Genomic DNA, 24,549 nt, shown 5'->3' with positions numbered 1-24,549 from the left:
GCGAAAAAGATTTACTTAAAGAGACTTCTGAAAAAATCAATGAGTCATTCCCGTGCAAACGGGAATCCATTGTTTTCAAAGTAGATTCCCACTTTCCACGAAGCGGTGTATTCCCACGTGGGAATGACAACCGCTGATAATTCAATTTTTCAGATGTCTCTTAAAATAAATTGACAAAGTTTTTTCTAAACTCTCTCCTCTAAGCTCACCGCCATAAGCCAAAATTTTACCGTCTGCGCCCACTAAAATTGGTTCAGGAATAGCTACCACCTCAAATTTTTTACAAACAGGATTTTGCCACCCGCCTTCTAAAAAGGCATTTTTCCATGGCATTTTCCATTTTTCTTCTCTGAATTTAAATACATCTTCAGGCTTCGCATCAAGCGAAAGGCTTAATATCTCGAACCCCTTATCCTTAAATTTTTCGTATGCTTTATGAAGATTTTTCATTTCACCCACGCAAGGACCGCACCAGGTAGCCCAAAAATCTATCATGTAAATTTTGCCGAGCATACTTTGTTTAGAATATACTTCATTTGGATTATCAAGTGATTTGACTTCAAAATCTGGAATTTTTGCCCCAGTCTTTATTTTTGTTTCAATAGGATAATATTTTAAAATATTCTGTAATTCCTTTACATCCTTATATTCATTTGAAATGAGCGTATGAAGTTTTTTTAGTTCTTCTTCATCACCTTTCTGTTTAGCTAATGATAGTTTGTATCCAAAGATATTTGATTTTAGAGTTACACTTTTTGAATTTTTCAAAAAATTATTTTGTATCTCATTCCATTTATGCTGCGGGAATAAAGCATACAAAGAGAAAAAAGCATTTGGGATTAATTCCCAAATTTCATTTTGTGGCAATAGAGATTCAAAAAAAGAAGTTGCTTTCTCTCTATTATAATTTTTCATTTTATACGGGGCAAAAGAGATATAAAATAACTTTAGGCAGTCTTTAACTTCTTTTTCTTTTTCAGACTCAATTTTGTTAAGAAGCCCATCGAGATAATTTGTATTTTCATACTGAAAATTCTGGATGTTTCCTTTAGCTTTTAAATAAGTTTCCATTTTATTGGAGATATCTTGTGAGATTCTTTTGTGCTCGCTAAAAAGGTTGCATATTTTTTCATCTATTGAATTTTTATTAAAAGAAACATTAGGCTCAGCTTTTTTCTTAAGTAAATTAGCAGGGTCAAAAACAATTACAGCTTTGCCATCCTTAACTTTTGCAATTGATATATAATCACCGGAAGAATCCGGCTCAAAACTACTTGATAGAGGTGCGTTAATACTTCTGCCGTTCTTTTCAATGCCGCATAGCTGGTATTTTATTTCGTCTTGGTCAGTTTTTACTTCAAAAAGAAAAGTGCCATCTTCTTTTTTAATCATTTTTTCCGGTGAACCAATATTAAAATTGTTAAATGACCCGGCGATACCAACTTCATCAAGATTATCTTTAAACTCGTATGGAACCAGATTAACGTTTATGGTAACCTCTTTGTTTTTGTTATTAAGGATAGGGACTCTTAGTGGGTTGTGATTTGGCATTGAATAAAGCACGAAATTGAAACCTGAATTTTTCAAAGAAATTTTGTAGTTGCCTTCTTCATCACAGCCGACAAAATTAGCAGCATTTGCATATTCAGAAGGCGCAATTCCAACGAGTGAATATCTTGAAGGTTTTCCCTCTTCATCTAATAATTTTCCTTTAACTATAGTAGTTTGAGCTATGATATGTGTATTGAATAAAAAGACAATAAAAAAAGTAGCAAATAAGGATATTAAAGGAAAAAATATTTCAAAAGCCAATCCAGCTTTAGGTTTAAGGGAAGTTGGTTTCATTTTTCCTCCTTCATCTGTGTAAAAATTTTTTAACTAAGTTAACGATATAAAATGCTATTTATTGTGCGGTCAGTATCTAAAAAATATACTTAGCTTTTTACTGACCGATTTATGCTACTTTATTATATGTTCAGTCAAAATTTTTTTAAAGCAAGGAATCCTGCGCCGTACAGCCCTGCATCTTCACCAAGTTTGGAACCGCAGAACTTTACCCCTACCATAGAAATTGGCTGAGCCCATTTTTCAGCTTCAGCTTTTATTTTATCCAAAAATTTTAATGTAGGTCCAAATAATGCGCCGCCAAAAATTAGGACTTCGGGGTTAAATAGACTTATTAAATTAGCTGCAGCAGTTCCCCAAAGTTTTATTGATTCATTTATAATTTTTTTTGCAGCCGGGTCATTTTCTTCGTAAGCAATAATTAAATCATTAATGGTCAATTTTTGAGCCGGGATGTTTTTTAATTTTCCTTTATAATTTTTTGTTTTAGTGTAATCAATTATTTTCTTTAGAATTCCTTTCCAAGATGCTAAACTTTCAAGGAACCCTGTTCCCTTAAATTCATCTTTATAATGAGTAGATGATGTTAGCCAGCCTGCAGCTCCAACAATATCATTGTGACCATATAATGTTCTGCCGTCTATCAAAACGCCAGCACCAATGCCATTTCCTACAGAAAGGAAAATTGCGTTCCTTGTGTTTTTAGCAGCACCTTGCCATTTTTCTCCAAGTATATCACATGTACGTTTGCTTGCTATTTTTGTTTTTATGTTTTCATCAATAAGCAGATAATTCAAATCTTTTTTTAGCGGATAGCTTTCCCATCCTGGTATATTTGGTGCCCATACGGTTCCTGTTTTTGAATAATAAATCCCGGGTACACCAATTCCTACTGATTTAATTTGAAGCGGCTGCCCTTTAAATTTTTTTACTGTAGCATTTATTTGCTTTTGAATAAAATGGCTTACCTGTGGACCATTTAATGAAGTGATATCAAATTTCTGCTTTTCAAAAATCCTTCCACTTTTCCCAAATACTGCTAACGTAAAAGATGTACTTAGAAGATCAATAGCGATAATAGACATAGAAGAACTCTTTTTTTGAAAAGTTCAAAGTGATAATGAAAGGATAAACATTAAAACAAATGATGTTACTCAATTTTAGCAATTAATTCAAGAAAAATTTTTTAAAATCTATTTGTTTGAGATACTTAACAGCATTGAATAATTTTTTTATGCGTGTGCGGTAGCATTTTTCCATTAAAAAGAAATTGCCCAAGAAACTAATAAATGATTGGTTAAATAAGTAAAGACAGAGGTGAGAAATGATAATTAATCATAAGATTCACCGTTTTTCATTGTTTTTATTATTGGTTTTAGTATCTGGAATTAGCGTTTCGGATTTAATAGCTGGTAACGGTAAAATTTCAGGCCGTGTAATTGATGCAGCTACACATGAACCGCTAATTTCTGCCAATGTTATTATAACTCACTCAATTCAGCCTAATGGTGTGCGTGTGGCAGTTGACCCCCCGCTTGGAGCAGCTACAGATGCAGATGGTTATTATTTTATATTAAACGTTCCACCCGGCGTTTACGTAGTGCGTGCAAGTATGATAGGTTATAATGCTGTCTCACAAGAATTTGTTAAAGTTGACCCGGACCGCACAATTCTTGTTAATTTTGAATTGAGCACTTCTGCTGTTCAAATGCAGGAACTTGTAGTAGTAGCACAAAGAGATTTAATAAAAGCTGATGTATCAGCTACTCAAGAGGTAATAACCACTCAAAGAATAGAAGAAATGCCAATTTTGCGTGTCGATGAGTTTGTAGGGAAACTAAAAGGCATCCAATTAGTTAGTGGCGAGCAGGGTAATGGTTTGAGTGTAAGAGGTGGGGATATTCGTGAAACGGCTATTAAAATGGACGGCATTTCGCTGCAAGACCCACGTTCGGAAACGTCTTACATGTCGTTTAACACTACAACAATAAAAGAAATACAAATTTTAACCGGCGGTTTTGAAGCAAAGTACGGCGGCATTAGGTCGGGATTGTTAAATGTAATTACTAAAGAAGGAAGCCGTGACAGGTACACATTGTCTCTAAAATTTGATTATGCACCTGCACAAAAAAAATTTTTTGGAGTAAACCCATGGAGCGATGAATCATGGATCTACAAAGTTTATGCGGGTGAATATGCAATGCATGGTGTTCCTCCAGGCGATACTTTAGTGCCTATTGAGTTTAGAGATTTTAAAGGTTGGGCTAACCGCACTACACCTGAACGCGCATTGGATTCACTGCAGAAACTAGACCTATGGAAAGCACAACACCCACAATATGAGTTTGCAAATAAACCAGATTACTATTTCGAGGGTAGTATTACTGGTCCATTGCCCGGATCTTTTATACCATTGTGGAGTGAGTTTGCAAATAGAACAACATTTCTTCTTGGATTTAAATACGAAAATTCACAATTAGCTTTTCCTATTGGACCAAGAAACAACTATGTCGACTGGAATACGCAATTAAAGTTAACAACACAAGTTAATAGGGACATAAAATTATCTGTTGATGGGCTTTATTCAAAAGTTGAAACTGTAAGCGGAGGCAGAACAACAAATTATGGAGGTGCACTTGTAGATATAGCCTCTAGTTTTTCATTTCTTAATAGTTCAGAGAGCTCAGTTATTCAGCAGGCACGACTTATAAGCGGCAACAGTATTGACCAGATTTTCAATAAAAGTCGATTACAATTTTATGACCAACGCTATTTTGTTGGTGGTCTCAGGCTAACTCACACTTTATCTAATTCAGCATTTTACACAATTAATTTTAATGTTGGTTATACAGATCAATCACTAAATCCCTTTGCTTTTGACCCAAATGATTCCACAAAATTAGTTTCTTATTACAGCCAAGCTGCAAAAAGAACTTATACATACTACGTGCCTATATATGGCTCTCCCAACGCTGCAACTAATTACGGCAACGATGTATTAGGAATATTTAGAATGTTTGGTGGAACTCAAAGAATCGATTCTTCTTATTCCTATGTTTATCAATTAAATGGTGATTTAACAATGCAGCTTGGCAGGCATCATCAAGTTGAAGCAGGTTTTTCGGCAAGGCTTCAAGATTTATTTGTCTACAGCGGTACATGGCTACAATCTCAAAAATCCTATTCTCCGGATACATGGCAGTATTATAAAGCTTCTCCTCTTGAAATTGGATTGTACGCACAGGATAAACTTGAGTTCGAAGGGATGATATTAAACCTGGGATTCCGTGTTGATTACTTTAATCCTATGAAGGAAGGCTTTAAAGTTGGATTTCCTGAAGATGAAAATTATAGAAAATTGTATAACGAAATTTATCAAAACTTACCTGGGGATGCATTAAGTTATGAGCGATGGGTTGCATTTAGAGGCCTGCTTGAAAATCCTCCAGGCTGGCCCCGAACAGAAAACAAAACTCAAATTAAATTGTCTCCACGACTTGGTGTTTCCTTCCCAATTACTGAAAGCAGTAAATTATATTTTAACTACGGTCATTTTTATCAAAGGCCGCCTACCTTAATGCTCTATAACACAAGTGTGAGTGTAAGCTCAGTAGCTGTTCCTACTCCAGATTTACCAATGGAGCGAACAGTTTCATACGAATTTGGTTATGAACAAATGTTTTTTGATGATTTTATAATTAATGCAACAGCCTACTATAAAGATATTTCTAATGAACCGTTATCAAGAACTTTTATCAATTATTATCAAGATAATATTGTAACAGAATATGTACCAGATAAATATCGGGATATTAGAGGCATTGAATTAAGATTTGAACGGCCGTTTGGAAAGTTTATTTCCTTTAACGCAATGTACGATTATCAACTGCAAAGTATAGGTCAAACAGGTCTTTCAACAGTTTATGAGGACCGGGTAATTGCTCGCGATAGGGAAATTCGTTCCGCTGCTCTTTATAACACAGAACCAAGACCGCGTGCAAACATTAATTTAAACATTCATACTCCTTCTGATTTTGGTCCTGAACTATTTGGGATTCGTTTGTTAGGTGAACTCTATGCTAACTTCTTTTTTGAATGGCAAGATGGCGGCAGAGTACTGTTAAATCCCGAAGAAACACAAGTTCGACTTCAACATTGGGTAGATAGAGTTAATTACTGGAACATTGACTTTAGAGGAAGCAAATCAATATCAACTAACTTTGGCAATATTGAGTTTGTTATAACGATTAAAAATCTTACAAACAATAAATGGCTTATGACCGAAAATATGTCTACCTCGCAGTTGAGTGCTTATAAAAACTCATTACGAACTCCGGATAAAGGAGGAAACGATAAATGGGGTGAGTACAAATCTGACGATGGTCATATTAACATAGGATGGTGGACAGCACCGTTGTTTCTTAATCCAAGGCGAATAATTCTAGGTTTACGAATTAATTTTTAATATAACTTTTGAAAGAGGATTAAAATGAAACCAAGGCTAAGTATTAAAATCGTTTTTCTTATTGTTTTAATGTTGTTAAGCGAACTTAGACCACAAGAACGAAATTACTATCCCCCACCAATGAAAATTGATGTAGGCTCTTACGTAATGCCTTTCAATAAGATTAATGGTGAAGGTGGTTTACTTTCGCAGTTCAGCTGGACTTATGAATATACTGGCAATACTGGGGATATTGCATTTAACTGGCCGATGGATGTATGGAAATCGAACATGCTCTACCAAATATTCAATCCTGTTGTTTTAGATGATAATGGCATTATTGATCAGAATGGTAAAAAACAAATTATGGGTGCTACAGGTTCTAACAAAACAACAAATTTTAGTGCAAATTATTGGGCGATGGAAATACGACGTTACCGCCCTCCTCATGTTACTGTAGATGGTCTCCCCCTTGACCCTCCTTACAGATGGTATGTTGACCCTAAATTAAAGTCGGATATTAAAATTGAGTTCGAAGATATTTGTCCAGAATTTGGAATGAGAAGTCATGTAGAAGTTATTGCCTTTAGCAATCCAAATCATAGAGATTATTTTATATGGAAAGTAACTCATAAGTTTACGGGCGAAATTAGAGCTCCAAATAATCTTACATCAATGAGAGATACACTTCCTGATCAAACAATTAATTGTTGGTTTCCTATAGCTTTTTCATTTGGCCCTACTAAAGGTGGTACAAGACAGACAATAGGTAGTTATGGTTATGAAGCAGAAGATGACCTGGATAGCTGGTTCAAAAGAAAGTCAGAACTGGTGCCAAATAGAAGCAGAGATACACTGTACGTTGCATATTATTGGGACTCAAAAAGACCTGGCGGAGCTAAGTACCCAAATAATTCAACTGATGATACTGGAGACCCAGATAGAACAAATGGATTTTTATATTCAACACAAATCCCTGGTTATACATTATTGTATGCCGATAAGTCGGCCCAAGAAAAAGTTGATGACCCAAAACAGCCATATTCGATGCCGCATGCAAATATTGATCCTGATATTTGGGGTAGAACAGGTCCTGCAACAAAATTAACCTATCGTGGCGATGATAGCCGTGGAAGATTTCCTTTGGACCCAATTACAGCAGGCATTCAGACCCAACCGGGGAAAGGTCCGATGAGATTTATTACTACCGGACCTTATCAATTAACTAAAAGTGAAGCTGAACATAGAGCAGACTCTGTAACTTTCGTTTATGCTGTTGGTGTTGGAGGGATAAATCGTCATCTTGCTGATTCGGTTGGACGTGCATGGTTTAAAGGAGAAATTACTGACCAGCAAAAAAAAGATTGGATATTAAAAGGGGTTGATTCGTTGTGGAAAACTATGGACAAAGCAAATTGGGCGTGGAATAGGTATATTAATAATCAACCCATCCCTTCACCACCTCCCCCACCTGATATAGAGGTAAACTCAGGACCAGGTTTTATTACTGTTAAATGGTCTTATCCAGATAATTCTTACTACCTTGATCCTGAAACCGGCGTTGATGATTGGTACGCATGGCGAGTTTACCGAAAAAAAGGAGCTTTGCTTGTAAATGACCCACTCGATGAATACAGTGGTGAAGAATGGGAACTTGTTTATGAAACAACCGACAGGTCAATAACTGAATATGTTGATAAGGATGTTGTACGTGGGGTTGACTATTATTATGCGGTAACCGCTGTCGATAATGGCTCTCAAAATACATTTGGAATTTATCCAGGACAAAAATTAGAGAGTTCACGATTTGTTAATCGCTCACAACTCCCTGCTGTTGCATTTAAACCTGGATTAAGTGAATCTAACAAAGTGCGCGTTGTACCAAATCCAGCCACAACTGCAGCCGGAGGTGCACTGAATGCTGGTTCTCCAGATAAAATTTCGTTCTTTAACTTGCCAGTAAAATGTACGCTGAAAATTTATACTGAAACGGGTGACTTGGTTAAAACTATTGAACATTATGGCTCGGGCGATGAAGAGTGGAACCAAAGAACTGATTCTAACCAATATGTAACAAGCGGAATATACATTTTGGCAGTTACTAATTGTGAAGGACTAAACGGTGAAAAATTAGATAACCAGCTAATTAAGTTTATTATAGTTAGATAAATGATGCTTGAAAAGAAATTTTATATGCACAACGGAGGTTTTATGAACAATTATTTCAAGAGTATAATTATTATTACTCTAAATCTGATGTTATTAGAAGGGAGGTTATATGCGCAGTTTGAAAAAAAGGCTCAAGTCGGTTTTAGATTTCTCTCTAACCCAATAGCTGCAGAAGTTGTGGGTAAAGGCGCAACAGGTATTACTACTACTGTAAACTCAAATGGAATATTTTGGAATCCTGCTCTGCTTAGCTTGGTTGAACCAAAAGTAGATGTTGGATTAAATCATACTGAAGGTATTGCAGATATTGATTACAACGCAGCTGCTGTCTCTTTTAAGCTGTCTGATATTGGTGTTATTGGAGTAAGTTTTTTAGCTATGGATTACGGAGATTTTTATGCAACTCGCCGAGCTTCAAACGAGCAGGGTTTTATTGAAACTGGTGTTTTCTCGCCCACTGGCATTGCTGTTGGAATTGCATTTTCACAAAAAGTTAGTGATAGATTTTCTTACGGAGTACACTTGAAATTTGTTAGTCAAGATTTAGGTAGTGCATGGATTGCTACCGCAGGTGATAATTTAAATGACCCGAATTTGAGCCTTACACAACAAGAATATACAAATAGTACAATCGCTGCCGATGTTGGTGCATTCTATGACTTCCACTATAAAGGAATTAAGTTCGCTGCCGTGCTTCAAAATATTTCAAAAGAACTTAAATATGTTAACGAAGAATTCCCGCTCCCTTTTTCAATTAGTTTCGGTTTAAGTATACAACCGTTAGATTTCTTTATGAATATGCAAGAAGAACAATCATTTATTCTTAATTTTGAATCAGTGCATCCTAGAGATTACAAGGAAAAAGTAAAAATAGGTGGCGAGTATAAATTTATGAATACTCTTTTCCTTAGAGCAGGATATATGATGAATTATGATGAGAGAGGATGGACCGCAGGTATCGGATTTAAGTATATGGTTTCTCAAATTCCGTTTAGAATTGATTATGCTTATGAACCTTTTGGAGTATTGGGAGACAGACATTATTTCTCTGTTGGAATTAGTTATTGATTTTTATTGTCCTTATTTAATTAATAAACGTGTTTGAAAAACTATAAAGCAAGCTTCTTCGCAGTTTGTTTTACTTAAGGCTAATTATCTAACAGTAAAAAAAATATATGAAAACATTTTTAAGTATTATAATCGCTTTCTTTACAGCTAATTGTTTATTGGCACAAAAAAGCTGGATAAGAATTAATCAGCTTGGATATACCCCAAACTCAATTAAAGTTGCTGTGCTAATCAGCAAAGAGAAAATTGAATTAAACTCATTCACTGTTTACGATATAAGTAATAATAAAGTTTTAGTAAGTAAAAATATTAAACCTTTTGGGACTTATACTTCGTTTGCTTCTACCTTTCGTCTTAATTTTTCAGATTTAACAACAGAAGGGAAATTTTACATTGCAGCGGGTAACGTAAAATCTCCAGTTTTTACAATATCAAAAGATATTTACAACGGCACAGCAGATTTTCTTTTGAAATATATGCGCCAACAGCAATGCGGCTATAATCCATTTTTAAAGGATTCATGTCATACTCATGATGGTTTTATAATTTACCATCCCACCTTAGATTCAACTTTTATTAATGTAGTTGGCGGCTGGCATGATGCGTCAGATTACCTTAAATATGTAACAACATCTGCAAATGCAACTTTCCAAATGCTTTTTGCTTATCAACAAAATCCAAATGCTTTTGATGATAAATATGATGCTAATGGTGATTCAGGTTCAAACGGAATACCTGATATATTGGATGAAGCAAAATGGGGATTGGATTGGCTCGACAAAATGAACCCTGATTCAGCTTTTATGTTTAATCAAGTTGCAGATGACCGCGACCACATAGGGTTTAAACTTCCAACATTAGATTCTGCGTACTACGGGAAAGACCGCGAGCGCCCAGTTTACTTCTGTACCGGTAAACCCCAAGGTGTTTTTAAGTACAAAAATAGAACTACAGGTATTGCTTCTACTGCAGGTAAATATGCTTCAGCATTTGCACTTGGCTCACTTTTGCTTGAGAAATATTACCCTGAATTTTCTAAGAAAATAAGGAAAAAAGCATTTGATGCTTACGATTTTGGTAAAGCAAATCCTGGAGTTTGTCAAACCGCACCATGCACCTCACCATATTTTTACGAAGAGGATAACTGGGTTGATGATATGGAATTGGCAGCTGTTCAACTTTATTTGTTAAGTAAGAACGAAAAGTATTTGAAAGATGCTGTTGAATTTGGTAAGCAAGAAGAAGTTACCCCATGGATGGGGAGAGATACAGCACGTCACTACCAATGGTACCCATTTGTTAATTTGGGGCATTATTTTTTAGCAAGTGGAAATTACTCTAATTCACCACTCTTTGTAAAATATCTTAAAAAAGGAATTCAAGCTGTTTATCAAAGAGGAAAAAATAATCCATTCTTGTTTGGCGTTCCATTTATTTGGTGTTCAAATAATTTAGTTGTAGCTATTCTTACTCAATGTCACCTTTATGAAAATTTAACAGGCGACAAAACTTTTGCCGAGATGGAAGCCTCTTTACGAGACTGGCTATTCGGTTGTAACCCTTGGGGTACAAGTATGATCGTTGGTCTACCTAAAAATGGAGATTATCCTTCCGATCCACATTCAGCTTTTTCTCATAACCACAACTATCCAATCGATGGAGGATTAGTTGATGGCCCAGTTTACGGGACAATTTTCAAAGGGTTGCGCGGCGTTACAATTTACAACGGCGATGAATATGCCGAGTTTCAATCGGATTATGTGGTTTATCATGACGATTATGGTGATTACTCAACAAACGAACCAACAATGGATGGCACCGCAAGTTTAACTTATTATTTATCAGCATTACAAGAGAAAAGTAACAAGCCGACAAAGCAGAAATTTTTTAAGTATAAGTACGGCGGTATTATTAGAGGTGATTCTACTAAAAAACAAATTACACTTGTGTTTACCGCACATGAATTTGCAGAGGGACTACAAAAGGTTCGCAACGTTTTAAAAGCTCATAATATTAAAGGTGCTTTTTTCTTTACAGGTGATTTCTATAGAAATCCCAAGTTTGCTTCAATTATAAGACAATTACAAAACGATGGAAATTATCTTGGAGCACATTCTGATAAACACATTTTATATGCATCTTGGGAAAAACGAGATTCTACACTAATAAGCAAAAAAGAATTCCTTGAAGATTTGAAAAAGAACTTTGATGAGATGGCAAAATTTGGAATTACTTATGAGCAAGCACCTTATTTTCTCCCACCTTATGAATGGTATAATGCCGATATTAGTCATTGGTGCAGCGAATTGGGTTTAACATTAATAAATTTTACACCGGGAACTTTGTCAAACCAGGATTGGACATACCCTGAGCTTGGGAGTAAATATATTACAAGTCAGCAAATTTTCAATAATATTATTAACTATGAAAAAAGTAGTCCAAGCGGACTAAACGGATTCATTTTGCTAATTCATCCTGGGACTGACCCGCGAAGAAAAGATAAATTTTACGATATGCTAAATAATCTTATCTCTGAATTAAAAATGAAAGGCTACAAGTTTGTAAGTCTTGTTGAAATGTTAGCAGAAAAAAATAAATAAATTTCTCCTTTATGAAAAAATACTTTACTGTTATTAGTCTGATACTCACTTTTTTTAATAACAATCCTTTGAATGCTAAAATTGTTGTTGGATATTATTATGCAAACTATTCAGTGTATCCTTACACTGCAATTGAATATAATAAATTAACTCACATCGCACATGCTTTTGTTAAACCAAATGCCGATGGCAGCCTAAGTATGGATAGTTGGTTTTTGTATCCCGAATTAGTAGCGGCTGCACATCAACACGGAATAAAAATTGTTGTTGCATTAGGGGGATGGGGAAACTCAGATGGATTCTCACCAATGGTTGCTAATCCACTAACCAGAGCAGCTTTCGTTTCAAATATTATTGATTTCTGCTTGACGAATGATTACGACGGGATTGATATTGATTGGGAATATCCCACAGCATCAGATAGAAGTAATTTTGTATCTCTTGTAAAAGAATTGAGAGAAGCACTTAACAATGTAGGATTAGAATTCCTCAGCATTGCTTTACCTTCAACTGATTGGAATAACGGCTACGATGTTAAACAATTAATAAATTATGTTAATTGGTTCGGGATTATGACCTATGATTTTTACGGGCCCTGGGAAAAAACTTCCGGGCATAATTCTCCTCTTTATCCTTCACCTTTGCAAAGCAGTTCTACAAGCTCGAGTGTTAATTACTATCTCCAAAAAGGAATTCCTAAAAACAAGCTTTGCATTGGCATTCCGTTTTACGGTTACGATTTTAAAGCTTCAGAATTGTTTGCAGTACATTCGGGAGCTTCTGCTATAAATTATGCCTCTGTTTATCAAAATCTTATTTCAGGGTGGGATTACTTTTGGGATAATACCGCTAAAGTCCCATATCTCATGAACAAAAGCAGAACAGAAGTAATTACTTTTGATGATACAAATTCAATAAAACTAAAATCGGAATACGTCTATAAAAATAATCTTGCTGGAACAATTATCTGGAAAATCGGACAGGATTATTTTAATGGCAGTACACCGTTGCTTGATATTGTTGAAAAGTATATGCTGCATCATCCGAGAAATGTGCCTTCAATACCTCAGCTTTCTTTTCCTTTTAACGGAGCAGTTATTGATTCTGATAATATAATATTTAAATGGTATGCAACCGACTCTACTACTTCTTATAATCTTCAAGTTTCAGAAAATGAAAACTTTGATTCGTTTGTAATAAATGAAAGCGGAATAAATTTTACTGAAGCGAAACTCAATAATTTTGAAAATAATAAAACTTATTATTGGCGAGTCAGTTCATCGAATATTAACGGAAACAGTTCGTGGTCGGATACATGGAGTTTTATAACAGACTTTCCTGCTTTCGTTGCTAATGAGTATTATGCTGCAAAGGATTTTAAACTCTATAACTACCCTAACCCATTTAATGTACAAACTAAAATAGGATTTACAATTGCTTCAGATGCTGTTGTAAATCTTGCACTGTACGATATTCTTGGTCAACAGAGAGATGTGCTTGTAAATGAAAGACTGCAAAGCGGAAATTATGAGTTTATTTGGGATGCAAATAATTACTCTAGCGGAGTTTATTTTGTGAGAATAAATATAGTTTATCCTCAGAACAATAGATTGATGAGGTTAAATAAGAGTATAAAGATTTTACTAATTAAGTAAGAGACGAATTTCACGAATTTTTAAAAAGCTTAAAATTATTTCGAGGTTAATATGTCTTTTATTGGCGTCGATTTAGGTGGTACAAAAATTTCAGCTGCACTGTTTAATCCTGAGGGCGAAATTATTCAAAAAGAGACTTTAAAGCTCGAAGGGCAAAAAGGCAATGAAGTTGGACTTTTGATTCAAAGAGCAATAAATAAATTTTATGTGAAAAATGATGTAGAAAAGATTGAAGCTGTTGGCATTTGTGTGCCGGGTATTTATTATCCTCATACTGGAAGGGTTTGGGCGCCGAATATCCCTGGATGGGAGAATTATCCGCTTTTAGATCAGATTAAATCTGCACTTCTTAATAAAAATACGGTTGTAAGTATAGATAGTGATCGTGCATGTTATATTTTAGGTGAGACATGGAAAGGTTCTGCACAAGGCTGCAAGGATGCAATTTTTATAGCAGTAGGTACTGGTATAGGTGCTGGAATAATGGTTAACGGGGAAATTTTACGTGGTTCGCATGATATTGCTGGCGCTATTGGTTGGCTGGCTTTGGATAAGCCTTTCCGAAAAGAATATATCGATTGTGGTTGTTTTGAATATCATGCTTCTGGAGAGGGAATTGCTAAAGTAGCAAAGGAATATTTACTGCAGGAAAAAAATTATTCCGGTATTTTAAGACAAATACCAATCGAAGAAATTACAGCACGCGAGATCTTCGAAAGTTATAAAACAAATGATCCAATTTCGGTTAAGGTAATTAACGAAGCAATTGAATATTGGGGAATGACAGCAGCGAATTTAGTTAGTTTGTTCAATCCGGAAAAAATAATTTTTGGCGGCGGCGTGTTTGGCCCAGCATTGCAATTGCTTGATAAAATAGTTTTTGAGGCGCGTAAGTGGGCACAGCCTATAAGTATAAATCAAGTTGAATTTTGCGGTTCTTCTTTAAGCGGCGATGCAGGTCTTTACGGTGCCGGCTTTCTTGCTTTGAATAGTTTGTCACCAAAAAGGGAAAATAATGTATAACAAAAAACTTGTTTTTGCAGCTGCATGTATCGGCATGCTTCTTTTTGGAATTGTGCTGATATCCCTAGGCTCAATTTTGCCTGCTGTAATTACAAAATTTTCTATAGATGAGGTAAGTGCGGGAACACTTGCAACGCTTCTTCCATTTGGAGTCCTTGGTGGTTCTCTGGTTTTTGGTCCGATAGTAGATAGATATGGATACAAGCTTCTTTTAATTTCCTGCTCGCTGCTTGTTTTTGCTGGTTTGGAAATTATTGCTTCTGCTGAAGAATTTTATCCTTTGCAGATTGCAGTGTTTATTATTGGTCTGGGCGGAGGTGCACTAAATGGTGGTACTAATGCACTGGTGTCTGATATAAGCGAGCAAGGACGCAGCGCTAATTTGAGCTTGCTTGGTGTATTCTTTGGAATCGGTGCACTTGGCATGCCTGCAATCATAGGTTTATTAACGGGAATTTATTCCTACGACACGGTCATTTCCTTTATTGCTGTGTTCATTTTAATTCCTCTTATCTTTTTTATTGCTGTAAAATTTCCGCTTCCAAAACATCCTCAAGGTTTTCCTGTTAAAAATGGATTAGCCTTGTTAAAGGAAATACCGCTTTTGCTTTTAGGAGCAATCTTATTTTTTCAAAGTGGAGTTGAGGGATTGATGAACAACTGGACTACTACTTACTTGAGCAAACATTTGTTTGTTGAAACCGACAAAGCATTATATGCGCTCTCGTATTTTGTGCTTGGGATGACAATTACACGTTTAGCTCTGGGATACCTTCTAAAAAAAGTACCTTCTACGTTAGTCCTTTATATTTCACTTGTTATTTCATTCTTAGCTGGAATTTTAATGTATACAGTATCATCGTACTTATTAGTAGTAGTTAGCCTGGTATTATTTGGCATTGGTTTGGCAGCGGCTTTTCCTGTGTATCTGAGCTATGTTGGAGAATTATACAATGAAATTTCAGGTACTGCATTTAGCCTTGTTCTTGTAATTGCTCTTTGTGGAAATATGATACTGAATTATCTCACGGGAATTGTTGCTCATAATTATGGCATAGAAAACTTTATAGCAATAGTTCTACTCAGTCTTATTTTCATTACAATATTATTATTGATCACACTAAAAAAAATCTCAAACTCTTTAACAGGTCAAATAAAATTAAAGTCTAATTCAGAATAATTTATTGAGGAGAAATCATGTTAGCAAAAGAATGGATTAAAAATGCACGTGCGGTAATGGATAAAATTGAACGCACACAAATGGAAAACATAAGAAAAGCAGCAGAAGTAATGGCTGATACCATTGAAGTAGGAAGGTGGGTTCATACTTTTGGATGTGGCCATGCTACATTGCCGGTCGAAGAAATGTACCCGCGTATAGGTGGATTCGTCGGCTTCCACCCGATGATTGAAGTGCCGCTTACTTTTTTTACAAATATAGTTGGCGGAATGGGTATCCATCAGTTCTTGTTTTTGGAAAGAGCTGAAGGTTATGGCGTTGAAATAATGAAGAGCTATAATTTTGATAAACGTGATACAATGTGGATTTTTTCTCACTCAGGTATTAATAATGTTAATATTGACGTTGCCCTTGAAGCAAAAAAAATTGGAATGAAAGTAATAGTTTTTGGCTCTGCTAACGGAGCTGAAAAAAGAACAACTCGTCACTCTTCAGGCAAGAATATTTTCGAAATAGCTGATATTGTGGTGGATACCTGCACTCCACTTGAAGATGCTTCTGTTCCATTGAAAAATCACATCGATAAAATTGGACCGGTCTCTACTGTTGCGTTCATTACCGCTGTATGGATGACGATTACTACAGTAGCTGAAATTTTAGTCGAAAGAGGAGTTAAATTGTTTATTCATCCTTCACATAATGTGCCAGGAGACCCAACAGCAAGGGAGAGGTTAACAAATGCATTAAACGAATATAAAAGAAGAATTGCTGGTGTGTAAGATTATTAAGATGTAATACTTAAGGATTTTGCACTAACAAATCACCAAGATGTCATGTGTAATTATTGGGTCTTATCCAATCCAGAATAATTTTTTATACCTTAATTACTATTTTTAATAGATTACGGGATAAGAAATAAATAATTAATTTTATGCCCAAAAATAAAACAATTCTTTTCAGCAAGAAGCTGCTGAGCCTACGGTTCACTTTCATAATTTTTTTCTGCCCGTTAATTATTTATTCCCAAATTGAAAATGTACCGCTCGATAATGAGGTATATTCATTCTTAAAAGAGATGAAAGTAAAAGGGTTGATTAGTAGCATTCATGAAGATGACCCAATTATGACTCGCCTGGAAGTAGCAAATTTGCTGAAGAAAATAGATGATGTTTTGCATGACAGCATCAAAGTTGGACAAACTAATTTGTTAAGTCATACCGAAATCGAACGATTGAAAAAGTTTCAGAATGAATTTTATGATGATAAAAAAGACATTAACAACACAGCTCAACTAATTGGCAGCAGTGAAGAGTTTTCTTATGGTTTAAGCGAATTTTTCTCGAATAAAATAAAACACCTTTATGCTTACCGAGATAGTAGTGTTAGTTTTTATATTGAAGGTTTAGGTAGATTTATTCACGGGCAAAAATTTAATGATATAAAAAATAACTCCGAGTTATTTGATATTGGTTTTGAACTGAGAGGAACAATATTAAACCATCTTGGCTATATGATGATGGTGGATAAAGGTGGAATTAGCGGTTCAAGTAGTTTTGCTAAAATTTTAGACCCGCGACTAAATTACAACTTTAAATACATAGAAAACATTGAAAAAATTAGCAATTACGATTTCACTCAAGGTTATTTGAAGTATTTTTCTCAACCCTCTGAAAAAATGAACTATTCAGTTCAAATTGGAAGGGAAAAGATAAAAATGGGATATGGTTATAGCAGCAGTTTGTTTCTTTCCGGCGAACACCCCGATTTGGATTTTGTGAAGTTCAATTTTAATTACGGTGTGTTGAACTTTACTTCATTAACTGCCTCAACTGTTGGATATTTTAATATTGACAGGTCATTAGATTATACAAAATATATTGCGGCAAACAGACTGCAAATTATATTTCCAGATTTATTTGAAATAGGAATGGGTGAATCAATAGTTTATTCTGGAAGAGGTATTGAGCTTGCCTATTTAAATCCTTTTATTTTTTATAAGTTTGTTGAAATGTCTTTGCAAGATAGAGATAATGGTACTTTTTATTTGAATTTTCAGACTAACTTCATAAGAAATTTTGAGCTTCAGGCTACATACTTTTTAGATGAAAACCCAATTACAAGATTGTCTGATCTTTCACGTTATATTAACAAGACCGCATATAAAATAGGAGCTTTTTGGTACAATCCTTTTTCAATACCCGATTTCCAAATAATACTTGAGTACACGCGAATAAGGCCCTATGTTTACACTCACACAAATATTGAAAATAATTATACTGCTTTTGGTGCGTTGTTGGGAGATAAAATTGGTCCAAATTCCGATGAAATATATTCCAAAATTGCTTACTATTTAAATGCCTGGGCCAAATTAACTGTTGAATACTCACATGTTCGTTCTGGTAAAAATGTGGTTGATAGTCAAGGTAATTTAATTCGAAATGTGGGAGGTGACCCTGCTGCGGCTTTTAGGTATGGGATTGATAATGAAGAGGCTGAATTTTTAGATGGAATAAGAATTAATACTGACCAACTAATTTTTACATTTCGACTTGAGCCGATTAGAAAAATTTATTTTGATTTAATCTACAATTACACAGCAGCTCACAATATTACAGATAACACAAAAACGAATTTAAGTTACGGCATGATTAAGATGTCAATAGAATATTAAACCAAAAGTTCTCCACGAACGAGTTTTTCGTTAATAGTGTAGTATTTTGCACGAATTAAAATTGCTATTGCGAGTTTCAAAAAGCTTGTTTTGATTTATCATGACAATTCACACACGATGAGAATTCACCACTTCGTGGAGTGGTGAGCTCACGCACTTCGTGGGTTGAGCTATCTGTTTTCATCGGTTGACTTCCTATTGTCGAAGTAATCTAGCACAAAGATGACAACTAAAACAATTTTTTGTTTGAGATTTCTTCACTCACTTCATTTATCCGCAATGATGGTAAAAGTATAGTTGATTGAGACATTAGCTTTTTCTTCATTAGTTACACGGAGAACCCTTGAATCATGCAATTAAAGTGATTTTATTTGATTTATAAACAAGTTAATAAGCTTTCAATAAAGTAATAATACTTTCAGTCAGAGACTAATGAGTCTTTGACTCGATTATATCATAAACAAAACATTATCACGAAGTGGTGGATTCCCATTTTACTTTTTAAATAACCTTAGTAACATCACTTAACAAAAATGAAGATTAACCTTATTATCTTATCTTTAATTTTTGTTTCTTCGAAGAATTTTTAATCCAAATTATTCACCAGTTTGTGCTGACTGGGACCTTGTATTTTCAGACAAAATCTTCCTTTCGCATAAGTCCTGTCTATGCAGTATTTCTCTATAATTTTATTTTCTCTTGTCATATTTTCAACAAGTTTAATAGTATGTTAGTGTAAAGTTAATAACCTCTGATTTCAATAAAGTGATTCCAAATAAAATTTATGAGAGAATATGAAAACCTACTCTTGGCCAAAGTAAAGTTTGAGCCGGCAATCTCTTTTTCTTTTTTGTGGAGCTGAAGGGATTCGAACCCTCGGCCTACACGTTGCGAACGTGCCGCTCTCCCAACTGAGCTACAGCCCCAAGATTGTTTTGTAATTTTACAAATGAACTTAATGTAATAAAAAATTTTTACTTCAAAGTATAAATACAGAATTCACTTAGCAAATTTGTTATAAAGGTTCTTCATGACTCAAGCAATGGATTGTCCCCAATCCCCATACAAGATCGACTGAATGTATGCCAATTACTTCTCTATCATTAAACATTTCCTTAAAAATATTTAATACAATTCTATCATTTGGATCATTAAAAGTTGGGACAAGAACTGCATTATTTGTTATATAAAAATTAGCATAACTTGCAGGGAGCCTAAGATTGTCAAAATATATTGGTCTCGGCATAGGTATTTCTATAATGTTTAGTTTAGAGCCGTCTTCGAGCTTTGCTTCTTTTAACCGTTCTAAATTTTCTTTTAATGGAATATAATTTTCATCAGATGGATTTTTTTCGGAACAAATTACGACAGTATTTTTATTTACAAATCGACATAAATCGTCTACATGTCCATGCGTATCATCGCCTGCAATTCCTTTACCGAGCCAGATTACGTTTTTAATTCCCAAATATTTTTCTAAGATTTTTTCATAATCTTTTTTTGTAAAGCCTGGGTTTCTTGGCTGTACATCATTATCCAGCAAACATTCTTCAGTTGTTATAAGTGTACCGCATCCGTTTGAATCGACAGCTCCTCCCTCAAGCACAATTGTTTTGTTTTTATATTTTGCTTCAATCATTTTTATTTCCAGTGCATTTGAAAGCACCATAGGAATATTTCTGTCTTTTTTGCAGTTACTGTATTTTGCCCAGCCGTTAAAATCAAATTTAAGTGCGATTGTTTCATTTTCACTTTTCACAAAAATTGGTGAAATGTCGCGCATCCAGCTGCGGTCTGTTTTAGCATAAATAAATTCTATGTTTGTTAAATCAATGTGAGCGCGAGTGAGATAATTTACAATTTTTGTCCTTTGGCTGTGTGACTGAACAATAATTCTTACAAGTTCACCATTGGTGATATTTTTTATTATTTCACAATAGACCCATTGTATTGGAGCAAATTTGCGTGGCCAATCTTCTTTTTGATGAGGCCAGCAAATAATTGTTGATTTATGTGGTTCCCATTCAGCTGGCAATCTAAAATTAATGGTTTTGTTCATTAGCTTATTTGAATTAGGTTTGAAATTTATTACTCATCTAAAAATCTTTTTGTGATTTCATCATATGCATCAATTCTTCTGTCCCGGAGAAAAGGCCAATTCCTTCTTATTGTTTCTAATTGATTTAAGTCTACCTCTGCAAGCAAAATTTCTTCTTTATCTTCAGATGCAATTGCAAGTATTTCTCCTTGAGGATTGCATATAAAAGATGAACCCCAAAAAATTATTCCATCCTGTTCATTTTTAGGTTTTTCGAGACCAACTCTGTTCACCGATGCTACATATACTCCGTTTGCAATAGCGTGTGATCTTTGGATTGTAATCCAAGAGTCTTTTTGTATTGTGCCAAATTTATCCTTTTCCTTGGGATGCCATCCTATTGCTGTGGGATAGAACAGAACTTCTGCCCCTTTTAATGAAGTTAAACGCGCTGCTTCAGGAAACCATTGATCCCAGCATATTAATGTTCCTATTTTCCCAAATTTTGTTTGAAAGGATTTAAAGCCTAAGTCCCCAGGCGTAAAGTAATACTTTTCGTAAAAAGCCGGGTCATCTGGAATATGCATTTTTCTATAAAGTCCTAAAATTTCACCGTTAGCATCAATTACTACTGCACTATTGTGATAGATACCAAAACTGCGTTTTTCAAATATTGGGACTATTACACTTACATTTAGCTCTCTTGCGGTTTTCTGAAATGCGTTGGCTGATGGACCAGATATGCCTTCAGCTAAGTTGAATGAGTTAAAATCCTCCGTTTGACAAAAATATTTTGAGCGGTAAAGTTCTGGTAAACAAATTACTTGTGCACCTTCTTTAGCAGCTTTTTCGGTCCACGAAATTGCCTTTTTTAAGTTTTCGTTTACATCATCAGAAAGTTCAAGTTGAAGTACACCAATTGTATATTTACGATTGTTGTTAATCATTCCAAAAATTCTCTCTTATTTACAAAGCATAATATAAAAAAAATAGTAACTATTCACTGAATTTTTGGGATTAGTTAATATTTCCATATCTGTCCAATATATTTTTATTTCGTCCCTAAAGGGACTTAATCTATTTCTTAGTTCTTTATTCTAAAAATATTTTGTTCTGAGGGGACAATAAAGTTTTGATTATGCATAAACCAATGTAATCCCTTTAGGAATTATATAGTTATAGAATAAATAAATATCAAACTGAAGTTAAAAGTCCCGTAGGGACGAGATAGGGATTGATTTACAAGACAAGTTGAATAGTTCAAAATCTTGAAGTTTTCTAAATTTATTTGGTAATTCATCCCTTCGGGATTTGATTTCAAAATTATTTTGGACAGCACTGAATATTTCTGGAAGAAAGTAAAAGAGGAGAGCTGTTAAACAGAAGGTAAAGTAAAAATAAATTTACTCCCTTTGCCTAATTGGCTTTCGACACGAATTTTGCCTCCATGCTTTTCAACAAATTCCTTGCAAATGATTAATCCAAGTCCTGTGCCTTTTTCATTAGAGGTCCCAGCGGTTGAAAAAGTAGAATCCAATTTAAATAATTTTGACATAGACTCTTCATCCATGCCAACACCTGAATCTGAGATAGTAATTTCAGTAAAGCTGTCAATTTTGTTAGCTGCAACGCTGACTATTCCACCTGAAGAAGTAAACTTAATAGCATTAGTTAATAAATTGCGAATAATTGTATCGGTCATATCCTCATCAGCGTTTAAAAATGTGTTATTGTCCACATGAGATTCTAAGCAAATGTTTTTTTTCGCTGCAGCTTGTTTTAGAAGAGCAAAGTTTTGTTCAACAATTTGTTTGAGAGATATTTTTTGTGGGTTATATTCAATTCTGCCTGTTTGGGAGCGCGACCATTGAAGGAGGTTTTGTAAAAGTGTATGTGACATTTCTGCAGATTTCTTCATTTCTTCTACATAAAACTTTTTTTCATCATCGGTTAATTCATCAAAGTCAGCCAAAAGTAGTTCTGCAAATCCTAAAATAGTTATAAATGGATTTTTAAGGTCGTGTGCTATAATTGAGAAAAATTTATCTTTTGTAATGTTAAGTTCCTTTAATTCTTCAGCGTACTTTTTAATTTCCTCATCTCTTTGTCTTCGTAGAATTGCTTGAGTAATTTGAGTTGAGACGAAAGTTAAAATTTGCTTTTCTTTTTCACCGTAGGCAAATTTGTTTTCGTAATCTTGAACGACCATAACACCAATAGTTTTACCTTCCAACTTAAGAGGCACACCCAGCCATATTGCTTGTGGAGCGCCTACAAGAACTACCTCTCCTTGTTTTCTCAATTCAATATCTTTTTCGGCGTCAATAAGTGCAGCTTCACCTTTTCTTAATACATATTCAGTGAGTCCTTTCCCTAATTTTTTGGGTGGTTGTGGAGGGTCGTACTGATCTACAAAATAAGGGAATTTTAAAAGGGCTTCTTTTTCATCATATATTGCGATATAAAAATTATCAGCAGGCATTAAGTCCTTAATTACCTCATGAATTTTTTGATATAGCTTATTCATATTTTCTGAGGTGCTGGCTGCTTCAGAAATTTGGTAAAGTGCCTTTTGAATTTTATTAGCATGGATTGTCTCGGTAATATCTCTTACAGTAGCCTGAATATATGTTTCACCTTTGAAAGTTAGGGAATTTAACGTAACTTCTGCATCGAAAGGTTCGCCGTTTTTACGAATGTGTTTCCAGTAGAATTTTTGTGGAGTACCTTCGAGTGCAGCGTTAATAAACTTTTGTGCTTTTTGATAAGAATCCTGTCCATCTGGTTGTTTTTCGGGTGAAAATTCAGCCGGATGATGACCAATTATATCTTCTGGATTACACTTAAACATTTTTAGCACAGCATTATTGCATTCAATAAATTTATCAGTCATTATGAACAGACCATCGGCTGAGTTATCAAACAATGTATGGTATCTTTCCTCGCTTTCTTTTAATATATTCTCGGCTATTTTCTTTTCAGTTATGTCACGAGATATACCTAATGTTCCAATGATTTTGTGGTTGTTATCGTAAAAAGGAATTTTAGTTGTTGAAACCCAATTTATAGAACCATCTAATTTTTCCAGCTTTTCTTCCTTGTTTAAAATTGGTTTTCCAGTTTTTATTATTTCTTTCTCATCGTTAAGTGCTTGGATTGCATCTTTGTTTTTAAAAATGTCAGCATCAGATTTTCCTATCATTTCTTCTTCGTGCTTAAAACCATCTCTTTTTGCTTTAGCTTTGTTCACTCGTATAAATTTAGATTCAACATCTTTGAAATAAATACTATCGGGCATAAAATCCATCAAAGCTTTCATTAAGGTTTGCTCAAAGGCAAGTTTTTTTTCAATTTCTTTTTCCTGAGTTATATCTTCCACAAAAAATAAAACATATTTTGGTTTTTTCTTTTCGTCATTAATCAAAGAAGCTGTAAGCTTAACCCATACTATTTTATTTCCTTTGATAACAAATCGTTTTTCGAAGACGTAAGATTTAATTTTTTTTGAGATTAGTTTTGTGAAAAGCTTATGTTCGGCTTTGTAATCTTCTTCATGGGTTATTTTTTTGAAATGCATTGCTTGTAATTCTCTATCGGGGTACTTAAGCATCTTCTTGAAAAATTTATTGTAAGCTACATATAACCCTTTTAGATTAACAATTGCTACACCAAGAGATGCATTTTCAAAGAAATTTTTAAAACTTAGCAGTGCATTGTTTTGGGAATATTGTTGGAACTTCTGTTGGAGCTCTCGATTATCTTTTTTTAGAGAGGCTATTTTTTTTAGTAAAACTGATTTATCCGAGTCAGAAATTTTCGCCATCCTTGGCTGATTTTTTTATTACTTGTTAAAATG

At 34.5% G+C, this 24,549-nt stretch carries 14 protein-coding genes and 1 tRNA gene; 9 read left to right on the top strand and 6 right to left on the bottom strand.

Annotated features, from left to right (window positions below; genetic code table 11):
* Positions 1-141: 141 nt before the first annotated feature.
* Together ABRY23_13420 and ABRY23_13415 are read right to left on the bottom strand one after the other, a co-directional pair.
* On the bottom strand, positions 142-1,845 hold the full coding sequence (locus tag ABRY23_13420) for a TlpA family protein disulfide reductase (protein MFA3784054.1): 1,704 nt from the start codon (positions 1,843-1,845) through the stop codon (positions 142-144).
* A gap of 134 nt (positions 1,846-1,979) precedes the next feature.
* Complete coding sequence (locus ABRY23_13415; protein ID MFA3784053.1) at positions 1,980-2,930, bottom strand: ROK family protein; 951 nt, start codon at positions 2,928-2,930, stop codon at positions 1,980-1,982.
* Between the two features lie 239 nt (positions 2,931-3,169).
* On the opposite strand from ABRY23_13415, the gene ABRY23_13410 reads away from it, so the two are divergent.
* The 9 genes from ABRY23_13410 to ABRY23_13370 all read left to right on the top strand — a co-directional run bounded on the left by ABRY23_13410 (position 3,170) and on the right by ABRY23_13370 (position 18,655).
* Positions 3,170-6,310: a TonB-dependent receptor domain-containing protein gene (locus tag ABRY23_13410; protein ID MFA3784052.1), complete on the top strand. Its 3,141-nt coding sequence runs from the start codon at positions 3,170-3,172 to the stop codon at positions 6,308-6,310.
* A 24-nt stretch (positions 6,311-6,334) separates the two neighbouring features.
* Entirely contained in the window at positions 6,335-8,458 is a 2,124-nt protein-coding gene (locus ABRY23_13405; protein ID MFA3784051.1) for a hypothetical protein, read from the top strand.
* Positions 8,459-8,500: 42 nt separating this feature from the next.
* Entirely contained in the window at positions 8,501-9,526 is a 1,026-nt protein-coding gene (locus ABRY23_13400) for a PorV/PorQ family protein (GenBank protein ID MFA3784050.1), read from the top strand.
* Positions 9,527-9,633: 107 nt separating this feature from the next.
* On the top strand, positions 9,634-12,126 hold the full coding sequence (locus tag ABRY23_13395) for a glycoside hydrolase family 9 protein (protein MFA3784049.1): 2,493 nt from the start codon (positions 9,634-9,636) through the stop codon (positions 12,124-12,126).
* A gap of 11 nt (positions 12,127-12,137) precedes the next feature.
* Positions 12,138-13,781 (top strand): glycosyl hydrolase family 18 protein, encoded by a 1,644-nt coding sequence (locus ABRY23_13390; GenBank protein ID MFA3784048.1) that lies wholly within the window; start codon positions 12,138-12,140, stop codon positions 13,779-13,781.
* A 51-nt stretch (positions 13,782-13,832) separates the two neighbouring features.
* Positions 13,833-14,804 carry an ROK family protein gene (locus tag ABRY23_13385; protein MFA3784047.1) on the top strand — a complete coding sequence of 324 codons (972 nt, stop codon included), beginning with the start codon at positions 13,833-13,835 and terminating at the stop codon, positions 14,802-14,804.
* Entirely contained in the window at positions 14,797-15,984 is a 1,188-nt protein-coding gene (locus ABRY23_13380) for a sugar MFS transporter (protein MFA3784046.1), read from the top strand. Before ABRY23_13385 ends, ABRY23_13380 begins: the two co-directional genes overlap by 8 nt.
* 17 nt (positions 15,985-16,001) lie before the next feature.
* A complete protein-coding gene (locus tag ABRY23_13375) occupies positions 16,002-16,763 on the top strand; it encodes a sugar isomerase domain-containing protein (GenBank protein ID MFA3784045.1) in 762 nt (253 codons plus the stop codon).
* 152 nt (positions 16,764-16,915) lie between these two features.
* The gene (locus ABRY23_13370) at positions 16,916-18,655 is read left to right on the top strand and encodes a capsule assembly Wzi family protein (GenBank protein ID MFA3784044.1); all 1,740 of its coding nucleotides are present in this window, start codon (positions 16,916-16,918) and stop codon (positions 18,653-18,655) included.
* A gap of 853 nt (positions 18,656-19,508) precedes the next feature.
* On the opposite strand, the gene ABRY23_13365 is transcribed toward ABRY23_13370, so the two are convergent.
* From ABRY23_13365 to ABRY23_13350, 4 genes are all read right to left on the bottom strand, one after another.
* Positions 19,509-19,581: transfer RNA gene (locus ABRY23_13365), tRNA-Ala, on the bottom strand.
* An 89-nt stretch (positions 19,582-19,670) separates the two neighbouring features.
* Positions 19,671-20,714, bottom strand: a complete 1,044-nt coding sequence (locus ABRY23_13360; protein ID MFA3784043.1) for an agmatine/peptidylarginine deiminase — start codon at positions 20,712-20,714, stop codon at positions 19,671-19,673.
* A gap of 29 nt (positions 20,715-20,743) precedes the next feature.
* Positions 20,744-21,640, bottom strand: coding sequence for a carbon-nitrogen hydrolase (locus ABRY23_13355; protein MFA3784042.1), 897 nt, complete (start codon positions 21,638-21,640; stop codon positions 20,744-20,746).
* 428 nt (positions 21,641-22,068) lie between these two features.
* A complete protein-coding gene (locus ABRY23_13350) occupies positions 22,069-24,516 on the bottom strand; it encodes a PAS domain S-box protein (GenBank protein ID MFA3784041.1) in 2,448 nt (815 codons plus the stop codon).
* Positions 24,517-24,549: the final 33 nt, after the last annotated feature.

It is taken from the genome of Melioribacteraceae bacterium 4301-Me (assembly GCA_041538185.1).
In the GTDB taxonomy this organism is placed as follows: domain Bacteria; phylum Bacteroidota; class Ignavibacteria; order Ignavibacteriales; family Melioribacteraceae; genus Pyranulibacter; species Pyranulibacter aquaticus.
This window is presented reverse-complemented; position numbering and strand designations above follow the sequence as displayed.

Bases quoted from the DNA above. Each gene is read 5' to 3' on its own strand.
- ABRY23_13420 (MFA3784054.1), bottom strand. From the start codon at position 1,845: ATGAAACCAACTTCCCTTAAACCTAAAGCTGGATTGGCTTTTGAAATA.
- ABRY23_13415 (MFA3784053.1), bottom strand. From the start codon at position 2,930: ATGTCTATTATCGCTATTGATCTTCTAAGTACATCTTTTACGTTAGCA.
- ABRY23_13410 (MFA3784052.1), top strand. From the start codon at position 3,170: ATGATAATTAATCATAAGATTCACCGTTTTTCATTGTTTTTATTATTG.
- ABRY23_13405 (MFA3784051.1), top strand. From the start codon at position 6,335: ATGAAACCAAGGCTAAGTATTAAAATCGTTTTTCTTATTGTTTTAATG.
- ABRY23_13400 (MFA3784050.1), top strand. From the start codon at position 8,501: ATGAACAATTATTTCAAGAGTATAATTATTATTACTCTAAATCTGATG.
- ABRY23_13395 (MFA3784049.1), top strand. From the start codon at position 9,634: ATGAAAACATTTTTAAGTATTATAATCGCTTTCTTTACAGCTAATTGT.
- ABRY23_13390 (MFA3784048.1), top strand. From the start codon at position 12,138: ATGAAAAAATACTTTACTGTTATTAGTCTGATACTCACTTTTTTTAAT.
- ABRY23_13385 (MFA3784047.1), top strand. From the start codon at position 13,833: ATGTCTTTTATTGGCGTCGATTTAGGTGGTACAAAAATTTCAGCTGCA.
- ABRY23_13380 (MFA3784046.1), top strand. From the start codon at position 14,797: ATGTATAACAAAAAACTTGTTTTTGCAGCTGCATGTATCGGCATGCTT.
- ABRY23_13375 (MFA3784045.1), top strand. From the start codon at position 16,002: ATGTTAGCAAAAGAATGGATTAAAAATGCACGTGCGGTAATGGATAAA.
- ABRY23_13370 (MFA3784044.1), top strand. From the start codon at position 16,916: ATGCCCAAAAATAAAACAATTCTTTTCAGCAAGAAGCTGCTGAGCCTA.
- ABRY23_13360 (MFA3784043.1), bottom strand. From the start codon at position 20,714: ATGAACAAAACCATTAATTTTAGATTGCCAGCTGAATGGGAACCACAT.
- ABRY23_13355 (MFA3784042.1), bottom strand. From the start codon at position 21,640: ATGATTAACAACAATCGTAAATATACAATTGGTGTACTTCAACTTGAA.
- ABRY23_13350 (MFA3784041.1), bottom strand. From the start codon at position 24,516: ATGGCGAAAATTTCTGACTCGGATAAATCAGTTTTACTAAAAAAAATA.